The organism is Caballeronia arvi (assembly GCF_001544695.2).
Lineage (GTDB): Bacteria > Pseudomonadota > Gammaproteobacteria > Burkholderiales > Burkholderiaceae > Caballeronia > Caballeronia arvi.
In genome coordinates this window covers 1-15,633 of sequence record NZ_FCOM02000095.1, presented here as the reverse complement: position 1 = coordinate 15,633, position 15,633 = coordinate 1, and the positions used below count along the sequence as shown (strand labels likewise).

Here is a 15,633-nt window from a genome sequence, read left to right as displayed (position 1 = left end):
GTTGGCGGAGTGCGGCGGAAGTCGGTCGACCGCCGGAAAACGTCCGCGATGGAAATCGAATTTTGCAGGTCGGACTAGTTATTGCTGTCGACGTATCAAGTGACGCCATCAGTCGTTCTGCTGTCACTGGCCGTTGATACAAATAGCCCTGTGCGTATGGCACTCCGACCCATTCCAAGCCGTCGTGCTGTGATTCTGACTCGACGCCCTCTGCAATGACCTGAAGACCGAAATGCTGTGCGAGTGCGACTATCCCCGTTATTGAATCGGCTCCTTCGATATCGATCTGAGCGACGAACTGCCGGTCGATCTTCATATAGTCGAAGGGGAAACGCTTCAGCAGATCAAGATTGCTGTGGTCGGTGCCGAAGTCGTCAATGGCAAATTTCACGCCTTCGGCTTTCAAGGCGGCGAACGCGGCCAATGTCCGCACGCTGTCCGAAAGGAGAAACCGCTCCGTTAGTTCTAGCACGAGCTCCACGTTGGGTGGCAAGTCTTTGACCGCCGCTAAGACCTCGTCAACGAAGCCCCGGCGCTCGAGATCACGCGGGGCGATATCGACAGCGATCCTCAAGGACGAAGCCGGAAGAAATGCTTCCATCTCAGCAAGTGCTGTTCGAAGAACGAAACGGGTCACCTCAGGAAGGATGTTGCTCGACTCGACTTCGTCCATGAACACTGCCGGACTGATTGGCCCCCACTTCGCATGATGCCAGCGAAGCAATGCCTCCACGCCAACTGTTCCGCGGTTGGCTACCGCGACAATCGGCTGATAAACAACGCGGAATCACCGCGTTTGAGCCCACGCCGCACGGCGCTCAGCAGTAATCGACGGGGCGCAAACGCAAGCAGATATAGAGCGGCAATAAGACCGGCCGCCAGCAGTCCGACTGCACCAAAGGCCAGCCGAATAGCTCCAGCGCTTTTTTGCGATGAACTCCGCCGAAGATGCCACCTGAATTGCGAACGGCCAGGCATGCGACGTAACCTTCGTCGAATAATCATCCTCTGAGGTTAGCCCCGCAACGAAACGGCCGTGATCGTCCATCAAGCCGCCGCCTTCAATCGCAAATGCAGCGCGTTGAGCGCCGTATCTGACGCCATGCACCGGTACATCCTCGAGGTATTCCCCTTCGATGACATAGAGCACGCCGCGATCGCCACTCGTGAAACTGAACAAACTAAGCACCGGGGTGTCCGGCTGAAATGGCGTTTGTCGCAGAAGCGCGATGGTTGAGTGCCCCCCTGGGGTTCAGATAAGCGGACAGAGGAACATCGACCGGCCCCAGTGCGGAGGAACAATGGACGTAGCCATTTTCAACGAGCGAGACCTCGCGTATGTAAAGCAGGTGCGTTTCGAGTTCTGCGAGCTTGCGCTCGAACGTGTTGCACGGAAGCCCTGCGAGCGCCTCTATGTTTGCGCGGCGTTGAGCGCTAGCGCTGTAGAGCACGCGGTCGACTGATGCGACCAGATCGTTCCCGATCAGGCGCTCGTTCGCCCGAATCGCAAGCGCGGCTAGGTGATCGCCCATGCTAACGGCCGTGATCATGATCAAAATACCGCCGAGCACGGCGACGCTCAGCGTTGCCTTCGACACGAAGCGCCAGAAGCCACCTGAAGCATTCGGAGATCTCGGTTCTCTTATAATCTTTCTTAGATTGGCCATCTTCTTGAGGGAAGCTACCTCTGCACCAAACGACAGGTGACGCAAACGCAAAGCGCCATAGTGTCGTTCGGGAAGTGAAGTAAGCGATAAGCCGGAAAGCTCTCTTAGTCGCAATAACGCGAGGGAAACACAGGCCCGGATCAGTGCCGAAAGATCAACCCAGGCGACGATCCGCGGATGCATGAGTCGCTCCGGAAGAGGCCGCCTCGATTTCAATGTGATCTGGGTAAAGCCCAGAATCCCGGGCGGCTTGCTCGACGGCCTGAGGGCTATCGCATCCCGCAACGCGACCTACTTCCTCTGCACCGATCGATAAGCAGCCTCCCCATTGACCTGACGCGACCCGCGGAAAATGCGACGCAAGATGGCATCCGGATCGAGCATGGTTCGTGGTCTCCGAGATAAAGATGCACCCACGTGCACTATAAACGCAAATTGAGGTTGGCAATCGGCGTTGTGGACGTCGTATGCGTCGATACATGTTCCCTGGCAAGGTCAGATGACGGTGCAATCCGGACTGGTCACGTCGCGGTCCGCTTCTCCGGAAATACCGGGAGTCTCGGCCGGCGAGCCTGACCGAGGTACCTCGGATGCTGTTATTCCAAGAAGCTCAAGTAAGGCGGTCAATCGGCCGCGATCGCGGGCCGACAGTCCCGGGAAAATGAGAAGTCTTTCCGTCTGGGCAGCCCAATATTCACGGCGGATCAGTGTCGGTCGACAAACCAGAGTGTTGACGGACCGTTCAAGTTGCCGAATTTCGTTTTCAAGGATCACACTGGCCTCCTACTGAGTGCATTGCCGAAGCTGCCCCGGCGATCGACAAGAAAGCGCCGTGTTGCCGTCTGGACGCACTATTTTTTTATCGAACAGATCATCTTCGTCAGCTAGGCGTCCCGCTATCGATGCCGATCTGTTTCTGCGATCACACGTCGCGAAATGTGGCGCATAGACACGCCATCCACGACTGCACGGAAAGCCGGGTCTCGCGCAAACGTTAGCGCTTTCGCGTGCCGTTATACCTTGTGTCATGTTGCGGCTAACGACAATCTCCGGAGACTAGTTAATGCGGGATAACCAGTATTCCATGACAAAGAGATTTTCAGTGCGCATCATTCGCGCCCGACGGCCGGAAGCCGATCCTTCTGCATCGAGCGACCAACATGTTCAGAAGCCTCGGCCGGAATGGCAGTCGACGTCGGTTGACACTGCATGCGACCTCACTACGGTGGCGTCAGATGGCCGGCTTCATCGTCGATAAAGAAGCGGGCGCCGGCGATATCGACTGCGCCGCGCGTTGCAAAGCGCTGCCCCCGGTTGACGCCGGCTAGCTGTCACCGTATCTTGAAATCTCCGGTAAGTCGAAGTATGCAAGGCGAAGCAACGCCTTTGGAAGTAATTCGGGGAATCCGGCGACATGACACGAAGTGTGTCTGACAGTTTGCCATTGAATTGGCCACGACGATGCACATTGACGATCAGCTTCTCGAGAGAAGGATGATCGAGATCGAGCAGGCGAGGTCATGGAGCCCGCGTGTGGTATCCAAGCTCGAGACTCTGATCAGGAGCGGCGACGATCGGTCGGTTTAACCGGGTCAACCCGCTCGCATTTGCGCGTGATCGCGGCATACGAGAGAGTGAATGCATCGACCTCTTTCTTCATGCGGCGCGGTACGGATTGTTCGAGATGAATTGGGACGTTCTCTGTCCGCAGTCGGGGATGATCCTGCAAAGCTTCGGTTCGTTGCGCAGGCTGAAGACTCACTATGCCTGTGGGCTATGCGACGTTACGGGCCAAACAGACCTGGACGATTTCATCGAAGTCACGTTTTCGATATCGCCCGAACTTCGAAGGCTCACGTTCCACGATCCCGACTCTCTTTCCGTCGAGGATTTCCACTGGAAACGCCGATTTAACGGCGACGGCCGGCTTGCCGGCCAACAAGTCCGGTTTCTCGACTTCTTGCGAGAGTTGGTGCGCGGTCTTACGTTCCTGCCGCCAGCTTCGATGACGACTCTGCAGGCGGCGCTTGGCCCTGGTGCCTTGTCGGGTCGCCGGGGAGCGAGCCACGTCGCCGACGCTCTTGCAGGTCGAATATGACGGACAACGGCTTGCCACATCGCTTTCCGTTGTACCGCCCGGACCCGTCGTCATTCAAGTGAACAATACAGGGAGCACACGCGGGTCGCTGCTCTTGATCAATTGGCCTCCCGAGGTCGTTGCGCAGGCCGTAAAGCCGCCGCTCGAATTCGAACCCTATCTCTCCGGAGGGTCGCTCGTGGCGAGACAAACCTTCCGGCGCCTCTTCCGCTCGGAACGAGTAGACGAAAAAGAGGGGCTGGGGATTCGGCAAGTGACATTTGTTTTCACGGATCTCAAGGGTTCGACGGTCATGTACGAACGCCTCGGCGATCTGAATGTGTATGGACTCGTCCGTCAGCATTTCTCATTGCTTGAGATGGTCGCACAACGCCATTGGTTTCCCGGTGCGAATTGTTCGGTGTCGCACGTCGGACGCGTTAAATTAGTTGCCACGGGAGAGCGGCGAAGGCCATTGAGCTTTCCCTGAAATTTCCCGTACCACGTAGGTCACGTATAGAGGCCACGTATTGACTTGTAGTAAAGGAAGGAAACGTTGGATGTTCAAGGTACCGAAGCGGCCGTAAACAGCGAAGTTCAAGGAAGCAACCGTGCGACGAGTCAAGAAGGGACACGGCTTGAGCGCCGTGGCCCACAAGCTGGGCACGTCGACGCAGGCGCTTTGCAGTTGGCTTAAGGCGTCGGATACCGGCAGCTGAAATGCGAACTGAGAACAATCGCTTGCGGATGGGGTGGAGAATCGCAAAAAACTGGCGGCGTTCTTCGCGAAGGCTCATCGCTTTAGGATCTTCCGGAAACAGGAGCATCCTTGCAGTGGTTATACCGTGCCGACGCCTTGGGAGGTGATCATATGCGGTCGCGACTGTGGAAACTGAACAGGAGTTGTTGGACGGGCGCGTCGTTGTTTGCTCTGGCGGCATCAGTGGGTGCGCAGGATCAGCCGATGGCAGCACCAACGGAGAACGCCTGGACGTTCTCGGTGACGCCCTATTTTTGGATGGCAGGCCAAAGCGGCACCATTCGTGTCGGTCAGGTTATCCCGGCGCAGAACGTCAATGCGAAATTTTCGGATATCTGGCATAACCTCAATTTCGGCGCCATGGGGACGTTCGAAGCGCGAAAGGGCCGCTGGGGCATCATCGTCGATGGATTCTACGTTAGCGTGTCCAAGACGTCAGATCCGATTCTGGGTGGCCAACTGGGCACGGCGAAGCTGCAACTAGACAACGGTGTTCTGCAGGTGGCGGGTGCTTACCGGGTGCTGGAGAGCGATACCACGCCGGTTGATGTGCTGGCAGGCTTTCGCTACACAAATCTCCACACCACCCTGTCTTTTTCCCCAAGTGCCCTGTTACCCGCAGGCGTTGAGCGCGGCCGTGACGTCAGCTGGGTCGATGGGCTGGTTGGAATTCGCGCTACATACCAGTTCTCGGAAAAATGGTCGGTGACTGGCTATGCAGATGTCGGTGCTGGCGGCAGCAACTTTGCTTGGCAGCTTGTCGCTGCCGCATTCTGGAACCTCACCAAGTCAGTCAACCTGGCCGGCGGATATCGAATACTCGCCCAGGACTATAACTCGTCCTCGTTCTACTACGACATTAGGACGGCGGGTCCGTTTGCCGGAGTGCGCATACGTTTCTAAAGTTCAAGAGAACTGATCGTGAAGTGATGAAGGAACCGTATTGGAGCTTGGCTGTGCTCTGACAGTGACTCGGGATTCGTGGTCGCGACCCATCGAACCACAGGAAAGCAACTGACGCTGCCTCGTCATTGAGGCAGCATTCGACGAGGCCGGCGGGGCATCTATGATGCAAGGTCAATCGCTGGGCGGCGAAAAGGATGAGGTGTTTCGGTAAGGGGCCGGTTTTGTTGCGTTGCCTTCTTATCTTCCGAGGACAGGCAAACCGCGCAATATCCGCCAACTTTTCACTAACAAGCATCAGCCGCCCAGCCCATTTGCCGCTTCGGGCCTGATAGATCCGCAGGACGATGGGTTCATCAGATTTATTCACGACGTCTCGGCTCTGGATACGGACTGACTACCTTCCGTAGGCCCATGGTTGGCCCAGCGTCGGGCAGCCAACAGCCTGCGCTCGAGAGCTCTTGAATGGAGGTCGAGGATGGAAAGCGTGCAACCGAACTTACAACGAACGGGGTACCTCATGGCAGTCGAGCGCATGCGCTCATTGGTTCTCAAGGACGAGGCGGCGAAGCGTTCGCAGATCCGTGACGAGATTCTGTTCCTCATCGACGTCGTCGATGCGTCGGGGCCACCCTCGCTGATCGTGCAATCGGCCTTAAACGTTGCTCGTTCACATGCTGTATTGGGGAAACCCATGCGTGCTTTGTCCCGTGTGGAAACGCTGCTGATCGAGAATCAGTGAAACGTCGGTCTTCGACGACGTGGTGTGCGTTTGGGCAAGTTTAGCGTTGCCCGTCGTGCGCGCGGCCGCGCCGAGTCGGCCAATCGCGCACAGCTTGCCTCATCCGGCTCCGCTCGCGCCTGTCTTCGACAACTAAAAGCTGGCGCATGGATTTGATCATGCCGTGTTGGGGAACCTTCAATTAGATCTCGCGGCGTAATGCTGCAGCAAGGGCTTCTAAGCTTACCGGCTTCAGCAGGCAGGCGTCGCAGCCAGCGTTACGGGCATTTGTCTCCTCTTGAGCGGCGAGGCGTCCTGTCACGGCGTCGATAGGGACTGATGCGAAGTTGGGCAGTTTGCGACTTCGCCCGACCAACTCATACCCGTCCATGTCGGGGAGAGTGGCGTGTGATGACCGCATCGAAGAGGTTTTGTCCTGCGAGCGCTAGCGCGTCGTCGGCACACGCAGCCATTGCAACCTGCGCGTTCTACATCGAAAGGAGATCCGCCATTGCTTCAAGTGCTTCGCGAGAAGCTTGGACCAGCTGCAAACGCTTTCCACTGAAGACTCAGACGTCGGGTAATAAGTCGCCTGCCGCCGAGCGCATGACGCTTGCGGGGGCAAGGAAACGACAAAGCGAGCGCCTTTTCCTTCGCCTGCGGAAACGCTTGGGCGCTGCTACCAGTGTCACTGGGCCAACTGTTTGACAAGCGAGGGCCCGATACCGAGGCCTCGTGCGGGCTGCCCCTTGTACTTGGTGAAACATCTCAAAGACGGAAGCGAGTGCGTGCGGTGCGAGCCCGCAGCCGGGATCCTTCACCTCGGGCCGCACATTGTCGTCATGTTGTCGGGCCTGCACAATCACACGTCCGCTTTTCGGCGTGAACTTGAGCGCGTTGCTCAAAATTTTCCAAACGATTTGCTCGATGCAAACCGCATGGCCCCCGATTAGCAGTGCAGTAGACGGAATATCCACGCGAAAATCGATGCTGGCGGCCTCAAAATCCTTCTGAATCGCGTCCGCGATGGTTCGGACAACGGCCACACACATCGGTCGGCGAGAAGCGCAGGGTGAGCTCGCCGGTCTGGATTCGCGAAAAAATCGAGCGCCTGCGCGACCACAGACTTCTGTATCGCAGCCGGAGACCTCCTGGGCCCCGAGCTCCCGGACGCTATTCACCTGCCATAGTTGAAGTAAGAGCGCATCGACCAGAGGTGACGCGTACATGACGCAAGACCTCCGCTTGTCGCGGTCGAGCGATGTGTCCGCCTATCGAAAAGGAACAGAGGGATGCCACATCATCAACTTAGGCGATTTCGAAATCGGAGCGGAGCACGGTGAGGGGCGAGTTCATTCCGGTCATCATCTTGCGGGTCGCCGTGGCAACTATCCTTTGGAGATTCACTTGCAGCGCACGGTTGTCGCCGGTTAGCGAGCCATCTGAGCCAAAAATGTCGGCCAGGCACTCATGTGTCACCTGTATCCGAAACGTTTTGTTGATAATTCGATGATTAAAGAAAAGATCGCCTTCCAATCTCAGCACGGGCAGTTTCCAAGAGGAATTCATGAAGAAACGTCCTATCTTGTTTTGCGCCCCTAGCGAACGCAATCCGCGGCGGGCGTACAGCGTAAGCGCGGGGCGTCCGGAATGTCGCTCGCGACTGTCAGTGTCTGTACATCCGAGCGCGTCGTCGCGCGTGAGCTGAACCGCCATCGTAGGCGCCCTCTTCGGTGTCGAATCGAAGAGCACTTTCGTGGCGAATCTCGGTCACTTTCGGACCAGTGAGATCGATATCGACAACGGTAAAGCTGAAACCGCCGGCATACAGGGGCTGCACCCGGACGTGAAATTCATGGTTTCCGACCTTAATCATGCGCGACATGGCGGGTTCCAGTGGTAAGGGATACATCGAGACACTGCGCGCTCTTTTTGCGGAAAACAGCGAAAGATGTTTGACATCCGGTGCCAGTGACATTCATAGCAACCAGCCCTTACTTCAACTTTCCACCGACCTGCGAAGCGAAGTGTTCAGTCGCTGAAGCGTCGTCCTCCGGAATAAGGCGACGCAGCACGGTGCCAATATTGAAGATCGAAGGGCAGGTCGGCGTGTTCACGCACGCGATACGGTGAATCCTCGATGTGCTACGACTGCGCGATGCAGTAGTCGGTCTTTGTGCGCCGCTGCGCCCACGCTGTCGCTAAACACCTCTCCGCATTCACAGAGCCTCCGCGGCCTACTCCCCTGAAGAGACGTAGCGCCACTTTGCTGCGTGGACATCGATATGCGAATCGCTGTCGAGCCGCTTCCGCGTGCGCTGCAAATCCGCCTGCCGTAACGCTTCAGTTCGAGCCTTCTGAGATGTGTCGTTGCCTTGCTTTGTGCCTGGCGTGGCTGGGATTAGCGGGCGGTTCGTCATCTCGGGAACTCCAGATAAGGTTGGTGTCTATCATTCACGAGGCGGTTGCACGTGTCGGCTGACGAGACCCAGACTCAGATGCTTACTGCGCCTTTAGCCTGCGCCGCATAACGCTACAAAGCAAGAACAATCGTCAAGGATTGGAGACGATCGTCGCGCAGCGGGCTTTTGAACCGAAGTTTCGTCGGCTAAATGGTCGAAGATCTTAATGTCGCAGCAGGAGTCGAAAGCTGGCCTGATCAGCCAACGAGCAACCCGCTCGAGGGCCGCCGAAACTGTGAAAAAGGCGATGGGTCAACCAGGCAGAAGTCATGATGCGAAAAAGCCGAACAAGCCGACGTCATATAGACAGCCGATTTCTCAGGGCCCACCGCGTTAGCGTATTGCTCGGCGACCGAAAGCTCGTGCCGCTTTATTTGTGTCGCGAACAGACATCGGGACTGCCCGACCCCATCGATGCCACGTAGACCAGCGTCTGCCAGCACGACCTTAATCGTCTCCGCTCGACAATCGCACAGGCCTCAGTGACGCGCTGGTTGGTAATCCAAACTACTCCGGCCAAGTCAAGTAGTTGGCTCATGGTCGCCAGCGATTCGTGCTCGCCATCGACGAACGGTACGTGGACCCCAGCGAGCCTCGAAATGTCATGCCGGATTGATAATGCTCGTTGGGTCAGCTGAAGCGTCGGTGAGCGGAAGACGCGCCGAGAATGCAGCACCCTGACCAACACCATCGGATTGCGCGCGTACGCGACCGCCATGGATTTCTGCGTGCTGTTGACGATTGACAGCCCCCGTTGCCGTACCCTTTTGGGTGCGCGAACTGCTTATCCTGTTGATTCATTTTGAAGACGTGTGGGCAGGAACACTGGATCCATCCCGAGGCCGGAATCGGTCACGTGAAGACGCGCTTGCCTCTCAGATCGCGCGAGTCTGATGGTGATTGACCGCCCCCGCGGGCGTGAATTTCACCGCGTTGCTAAGCAGGTTCCAGATGAACTGCTGCACGCGGACGGCGTCAGCGTTCACAATCAAGCTCTCTCACGCACGCTGATGTCCAGGTGAACACGCGCCCGTTCGGCCTCACTTTTCATGGCAGAGGGAAGGGCTGAAACACGGCGCTGGTCGGACAGCCGTATCGCGTCGTGCAGCCCACGCTTGGCGTATCAAGCGCGCATGTCAGAACCGGCTGGACGCAGCGGCCACTGTCGACGTAATGCAACTAATCGTCTTCGCCTCATATCACATTCAAAAGCTCCGCCAACAATCGGCGACCAGCGGAAGGGCGCGGAGCGACGAGCTCAGCCTGTAGCGAAGTCGGCCGCAGATAGCTCAATTTGCTTCGAAGGCCGCGCCAAGAGCTTTCGCTCGGCGATGGCATGAATGCGATGGAATCCGTCAACGAAGACCTTCAACGTTCGAGCGTCGTCCGCACTAGGCGCGAGCCAAAAGTACGCTTCAAGGGCTGCGCGGGACAGTGATACGGGACATACCCCCACTACCAATTCGCGAGCCCGACCGGATTTCGATGGGGGCCTGCGTTGGCACTAGGCAGCCGCGGGGTGATCGCCTCGGCTTAGTTGACCTCCGCAGCAACGGCGTTTTGTTCCTGATAACGTGGATCTGCATTTATTCACGCAGATTGCCAGCCGAGTACGGAAATCTGAACCAAACTCCGAATACCAAGAGTCGAAAACGCACTCTATATTTGAATTCAAAGGCCCATGCGAGGGGATAGTCGTGTGACGCCCGACCACGAAGTAATCGGCGATACGGCCGGAATGCGCGCATCCCGGTCTGCGCCTTTATGTGAAAGTCAGAGAGGCTCGCAGAGTTTGTAAGCGCCGGCATGCAGGCGCGTCGCTTACCCCTGAACCGACCGCCGGAGAGAACATGCTCGCGTTACTTCGTGGCCTAGTCATGTTTCTGATCTTACTGATGTGCCCAATGCTCCTCCATGCTGCGACTCGGCGTGTTGAACTCTTGCAAGGCGATCTCACACTATTCGATCAGCTGACAGGGGCGGTGATAGCGAAGTCTGAGTCCGTCTATGGGCGAATGATGGCTGCCAATGGGGTCGATCCCACCTCAAATAAGGGACGATTGATTCTCGCTTGGGTAATCCGGATCAGCCGAGACATCAACATCGCTGACAGCGTACACCGCATGGGAAACGCCTCTCTGAATCCCGGCGTTCGTACGAAACTGATGTCCGGTGGCCTCCATCTGGTGCCCCCGCCGTTGCGTCTGCAGTACGTCGAACTTGTCTCGCATTTCCTCGACACGCTCGTTCCGTTCGACTGCTTCGGCCTGAACGATATGAGCGAGGTGCTTAATCGGATTCCGATGAGTAACATGTCAGAAGCCCAAATCGACGTGTATTTTCGCGTGCTGTTGGCGGCCCTCCGCGCAAGCGAAACCGACGCTGAACAGGAGTCACTCGGTGCGCAGCAACTTGCACGGGCCGACGAGGGCCTGAGGCGGTCTTTGCTGCATGAACTCGGGTATCTTCAGGCCAACGTCGCTCGCTACGCGACTTACGCTCAGGACCCTACAGCCGCCGCGCCGATCGACGCGTGTTGGGCAATGCGCGTGACGATGCACGCTATGCTGGCGCTGCCAGACCCCGAGCGCGACATTGTGTTACGGAGAACCTTTCAGTCACAGCATGGAACGCGATGACTCGGCTCAAGGCTGACCATTGTCAAGATTCCAAGGACGCCGCTGACGATCCGGCGAAGCCGTAATTGGAGCCGCCGATCCCCCTCGGTCATTTGGAACGCTGCGCTTCAGCGCCCGCCTTACGGGCGTTATCATAGTTAGCAGGCGGTCAAAGCGTACCTAAAGAGCTCGATGCCCTGCTTCGGGCGAAGAACAGATCTGAGAAGCCCGTGGGTCAAATTCCGACTAGGCGGCAGATACCAGCGTGCGTGCCGCCGGTATGGCCGGAACGCCGCCTCAAAACTTGTAGGCTCGTTCGCTACAGAGCGCTCGCAAGGACGCAGCGCCTCGGCACGCTACATCGGAGATACCCCGACCTGACCGGGTTCGGACCGCAAGGCGACGTCGACGCCTACTCGCGACCGGACACACTTCGAGGGACCGGTTCGCCGCTCTGCATACTAGGTTCAGCGTGTTCACAAGTGTGCTTCGGCGTCCAGTTGTCGGCTGGAAATCCGCGAGGCATCGAGGCGTCCAACAAAATGAGCACAAGCCAGTGACCTTCTTCCTTGCCGATTCCGGTCAGAAGCATCGGCTCGCCCGGAGGGACGATGACCGGCGGCGCGCCGGGCCGGCCGATCTGCTTGCCGTGCGTGGTCTCCAGACACTGTGCGCCGGACAGAACGAGCCACGCTTCGGTGCCGGGATGACGATGTACCGTCGACTGCATTCCGGGTTGGAAATTGCCCTCCATGTAGGTTGCCATGAATGCCTTGGCAACAGGCAGCTTCAAGGGGCCCACGTTGCCGACATGCTCGCCGGAGGATGCTTGCCAAGATTTGCCCGCAATGGTGAAAAGCCTGACCTGACCGAGGATTTCGACAACCGTTCCGTTTCTCTCCCTGGCTGCCTCGGCAGCCGGACGGCTCGCGAAGCGATCGATATGCCAATAGAGCGGACCGCGTGGCAGGCCGCGAAGATGTTTTTCCGCATGCACGAAGCATCCGAATTCGGTCTTTCGTTCTGCTACAGGTATGCAAGTGCCACCCGTTTGCGCGGAGGAAGCGATTGGACTCGAGCCGCTTTAGTTGCTCTGACTTGCTCCCCGCATTTAGTACGGTGGCGGCGTAGAGTCCGTTTCCAGGGAGGAACTCCAATGAAAAACGCGATCCCCGAAGAACGAAGCAGCAGCATCTTCAAGGAAGCGGACACGGGTCCGGAGCTGGAGCTCACTGCGCGCATGCGTTATCGAGTCTGTCGTATAAGTTCCGGGGCTTGTCGTTGGCGCCAGCGCTGGTAGATGCCCGTCACGATCAAGGCAATGACGAAGTACGTCACGACGAGCACCAGGGTTCTGACTCCGACGAACTCCGTCGCGACCACCAAGGCGACGCCGACGTGCCGCATGGCGGAGGTGATCGCGAGCGCCGTCCGGTCATTCGCATCGGGGCCGCCGAGCGTCTGACCGATGATCAAGGCAATGACCATCAGCGCGACGAACGAGAGCACGCCTTGCCAGGTGAGGCCCACGAGGTGCTCTCTGTGCGTGACCAGCAGGGCGATGGCAGAGATCGACAGGACGATCCATGCGATTTTCATGACCTGGTTCGACACCCGTGTCGCGGCGTGGGGGAACACGATGCGAAGGCCCATGCCGACCATAATCGGCAAAAGAATGGTTTTCGCGATGTCCGTCACGACAGTGCGTACCGACAGCTTCACTTCGACGTCGAACCAGTCGCTCAGGAACGCCGTCCATACGGGCACGGCGACGATCGCCACGAGCGAAGACGTGATCAGAAGGCTAAAGATGTATTCCTCGCTGTGCAATTTCTTGAGCCGGTTCGGAAGCAGCGGCGCGCCCGCGGATACGGCGAGCGCCAGCATCGCTGCCTTGACACCTCGCTCAATGGGTAAAATCAGCACGATGCCAAACGCGACCAGCGGAACGAGCAGATACATCGCGGTCAGGGAACGCAGCAGCATGCCGGGCCGGCGCCATATGAATGTGATATCTTGCAACGAACTTCCCGCACCGACGCCGGCAATCAGCACGCCGATGGAGAGCTTAAGCAGGATCAGCACGGTTTCTGTCACGGCACTGGCACCCTTGAACAGGTACGGCGAAGCTCTACGCTCAGAGCAACCTCACGATGATGCTCATGAAGAGAAAGCTGCCCGAAAGGGCCATGATTAACGCGACGAAGAATGTCGGTCGGCAAACGCTGACAGGATGATACTCACGCAGGCTGACGATCAATCGCCAGTATTCGGTCGTTCCCAATACCATCGATATTGTGCCCAGTCCGGTGAGAAAGAGGCCGATGGTCCGAGGGCTGTGCGGATGCGCGAGATGCACGCCGGCTTCCCGGAATCCTTCCAGCAGCTTGTAGATGGTGAAGCCGAAGCTGATCATCGAGAGCGCGGTGCGCGTCCATGCCATTAACGTGCGGTCAGCGGCCATCAGCGTGCGCGTCGTTGCGAGGTCAGTTCGCTCTTCGGCCAGTTGATTCGCCGAGCGTGCTTCCACGTTTGCCAAACCAGCCTCCGTAGGGATCTGTCGGCTCGAATTGGGCACTGCGTTCCAGTGTTGCTGCACACGGATATAACGGCGGCTTGCGTGCGTCAACGTAAATTTGGTGCGCGCGACTAACGATTGCGAGAAAACCGCCACTTAAGTACCTGCTTCAATCCGATTAATTCTAAAAAGGCGAAAATGCGTTTGCTTTCTGCACGCGAGCTGTCTTAAATACGAATCACGTTTGTGTCTACGACGTTCTGCTTCCGAATTCCTACCCAACAAATGTTGAGGCGCCCGGCGTATGGTGTCGGGCAATCTTTCGGCACTCTAACAATGGAGGGGCGTTACGGCGATGGAGGCCACGTTGCGGTCATGCGCTTCGTCATCGACGATCGACGATTCCCAGGCGGCCGCGATCCGGCCACGGGACGCGCCGCCGCGCTTTCATTTGCTGGCCAAGCCGAGCGGCTCGACGTGCAACATCGACTGCAAATACTGCTTCTTTCTGTCGAAAGAGGCGCTGTATCCGAATGAAAAACATCGGATGTCGCAGGCGACGCTGGAAACCTATATTCGTCAGCTATTGGAATCGCATCGCACGCCGGAAGTCACCGTCGCGTGGCAAGGCGGCGAGCCCACGCTGATGAAGGTGGAGTTTTTCAGGCGCGCGGTCGGATTCGTCGAGAAGTACCGCAAGCCCGGCCAAGTGGTGAAGCACACTTTTCAGACCAACGGCATTCTGCTCGATGACGAATGGTGCGAGTTCTTTAAAGCACATGATTTTCTTGTCGGCCTGAGTGTCGATGGTCCGCGTGAATTGCACGATACCTTTCGCGTCGATCGCCGCGCGCAAGGCACCTTCGATCTCGTCATGAACGGCTGGCGGCAATTGCGCAAGCATGGCGTCGACTTCAATATCCTGTGTACGGTCAATGCCGCGAACGAGCAACATGGCCGCGCGGTGTATCGCTTTTTTCGCGACGAACTCGGCGCGAAGTGGATTCAGTTCATTCCTGTCATCGAGCGCGCGACGGAGCAGACTATTCAGCTCGCGAATCGCGGCTGGAGCGAGCGAGAAGGCCACAAGCGCGTGCTCTACACGCAGACCGGCACGCTCGTCACCGACCGCTCGGTCGGCGCGAAGCAGTACGGCGTCTTTCTCATGGATGTCTTCGAAGAATGGGTGCGCCGCGATGTCGGCCGGGTCTTCGTGCAATTGTTCGATGTCACGCTCGAAGCGCTTTTCGGCCGCCATTTGTTATGCATTCACGCGCCGACGTGCGGGCTCGGTCCCGCGCTCGAATATAACGGCGATCTGTATTCGTGCGATCACTTCGTCGAACCGGGCTATCGCCTCGGCAATATCCACGAGACGCACATGCTCGAACTCTTGGCGTCGCCCGAGCAGCGCAAGTTCGGCAGCGACAAGCGCGACACGCTGACGGCCCAATGCAGACAGTGCGATGTGCGAGCGCTATGCAATGGCGGATGCCCGAAAGACCGATTCGCGCGGTCGAAGGACGGCGAGGCGGGGCATAACTATCTGTGCGCGGGGCTCGAATTCTTCTTCAGGCAATCGCGCCCCGCAATGGAGACGATGGCGAAGCTCTATCGCGGTGGCCGTCCGCCTTCCGACGTCATGGCGATGATCGCCATCGACGACAAGCGGCGCGGTCCTTATGCGCCTTGTCCGTGCGGCAGTGGCAGGAAGTTCAAGTTCTGCCACGGCGATAACGCGCCGCGTCGTTCGTTCCACCCAGGGAGCAGTGAAGAGCGGCGCACGTCGTGACGGGACGTTAGCGCCCGATGACGTCGGTGGCCGTTACGGCTCACAGAGCAGGAACCGGCGAGCGACCTTCTGGCTCGGTTCGGTGATTGATGCACCTTCTTCGCCCGGTCTGGCG

The 15,633-nt window shown here is 58.0% G+C and carries 14 protein-coding genes; 6 read left to right on the top strand and 8 right to left on the bottom strand.

The window, feature by feature from the left end:
- Together AWB74_RS47900 and AWB74_RS47895 are read right to left on the bottom strand one after the other, a co-directional pair.
- Window positions 1–733 (bottom strand): EAL domain-containing protein (locus AWB74_RS47900; protein ID WP_235024895.1); only part of this gene is annotated, 733 nt, incomplete at its 3' end.
- A 448-nt stretch (window positions 734–1,181) separates the two neighbouring features.
- The gene (locus AWB74_RS47895; protein ID WP_235024894.1) at window positions 1,182–1,850 is read right to left on the bottom strand and encodes a CSS-motif domain-containing protein; all 669 of its coding nucleotides are present in this window, start codon (window positions 1,848–1,850) and stop codon (window positions 1,182–1,184) included.
- A 1,390-nt stretch (window positions 1,851–3,240) separates the two neighbouring features.
- Between AWB74_RS47895 and AWB74_RS47080 the strand changes: the two genes are divergently transcribed.
- From AWB74_RS47080 to AWB74_RS41025, 4 genes are all read left to right on the top strand, one after another.
- Window positions 3,241–3,765 (top strand): DUF5939 domain-containing protein, encoded by a 525-nt coding sequence (locus AWB74_RS47080; RefSeq protein ID WP_327363164.1) that lies wholly within the window; start codon window positions 3,241–3,243, stop codon window positions 3,763–3,765.
- A complete protein-coding gene (locus AWB74_RS47075) occupies window positions 3,749–4,234 on the top strand; it encodes a hypothetical protein (protein WP_200822104.1) in 486 nt (161 codons plus the stop codon). Before AWB74_RS47080 ends, AWB74_RS47075 begins: the two co-directional genes overlap by 17 nt.
- 474 nt (window positions 4,235–4,708) lie before the next feature.
- On the top strand, window positions 4,709–5,407 hold the full coding sequence (locus AWB74_RS41030; RefSeq protein ID WP_061152267.1) for a hypothetical protein: 699 nt from the start codon (window positions 4,709–4,711) through the stop codon (window positions 5,405–5,407).
- 478 nt (window positions 5,408–5,885) lie between these two features.
- Window positions 5,886–6,149 (top strand): hypothetical protein, encoded by a 264-nt coding sequence (locus tag AWB74_RS41025; protein ID WP_061152266.1) that lies wholly within the window; start codon window positions 5,886–5,888, stop codon window positions 6,147–6,149.
- Window positions 6,150–6,697: 548 nt separating this feature from the next.
- Here AWB74_RS41025 and AWB74_RS48840 read toward each other — a convergent pair.
- From AWB74_RS48840 to AWB74_RS46105, 3 genes are all read right to left on the bottom strand, one after another.
- The gene (locus AWB74_RS48840; protein WP_061152264.1) at window positions 6,698–7,180 is read right to left on the bottom strand and encodes a sensor histidine kinase; all 483 of its coding nucleotides are present in this window, start codon (window positions 7,178–7,180) and stop codon (window positions 6,698–6,700) included.
- A gap of 256 nt (window positions 7,181–7,436) precedes the next feature.
- Window positions 7,437–7,697: a hypothetical protein gene (locus AWB74_RS46110; RefSeq protein WP_143749462.1), complete on the bottom strand. Its 261-nt coding sequence runs from the start codon at window positions 7,695–7,697 to the stop codon at window positions 7,437–7,439.
- Between the two features lie 97 nt (window positions 7,698–7,794).
- Window positions 7,795–8,106: a hypothetical protein gene (locus AWB74_RS46105; protein WP_143749461.1), complete on the bottom strand. Its 312-nt coding sequence runs from the start codon at window positions 8,104–8,106 to the stop codon at window positions 7,795–7,797.
- Between the two features lie 2,334 nt (window positions 8,107–10,440).
- Here AWB74_RS46105 and AWB74_RS40995 point away from each other — a divergent pair.
- Window positions 10,441–11,229 carry a hypothetical protein gene (locus AWB74_RS40995; RefSeq protein WP_143749460.1) on the top strand — a complete coding sequence of 263 codons (789 nt, stop codon included), beginning with the start codon at window positions 10,441–10,443 and terminating at the stop codon, window positions 11,227–11,229.
- A gap of 391 nt (window positions 11,230–11,620) precedes the next feature.
- Here AWB74_RS40995 and AWB74_RS40990 read toward each other — a convergent pair whose 3' ends face one another.
- The 3 genes from AWB74_RS40990 to AWB74_RS40980 form a co-directional block, all read right to left on the bottom strand.
- Window positions 11,621–12,205, bottom strand: a complete 585-nt coding sequence (locus tag AWB74_RS40990; protein ID WP_061152260.1) for a cupin domain-containing protein — start codon at window positions 12,203–12,205, stop codon at window positions 11,621–11,623.
- Window positions 12,206–12,453: 248 nt separating this feature from the next.
- A complete protein-coding gene (locus tag AWB74_RS40985; RefSeq protein ID WP_061152259.1) occupies window positions 12,454–13,305 on the bottom strand; it encodes a bile acid:sodium symporter family protein in 852 nt (283 codons plus the stop codon).
- Window positions 13,306–13,345: 40 nt separating this feature from the next.
- Window positions 13,346–13,882, bottom strand: coding sequence for a YidH family protein (locus AWB74_RS40980; RefSeq protein ID WP_200822103.1), 537 nt, complete (start codon window positions 13,880–13,882; stop codon window positions 13,346–13,348).
- 199 nt (window positions 13,883–14,081) lie between these two features.
- Between AWB74_RS40980 and AWB74_RS40975 the strand changes: the two genes are divergently transcribed.
- Complete coding sequence (locus AWB74_RS40975; protein WP_235024893.1) at window positions 14,082–15,518, top strand: anaerobic sulfatase maturase; 1,437 nt, start codon at window positions 14,082–14,084, stop codon at window positions 15,516–15,518.
- Window positions 15,519–15,633 lie beyond the last annotated feature (115 nt).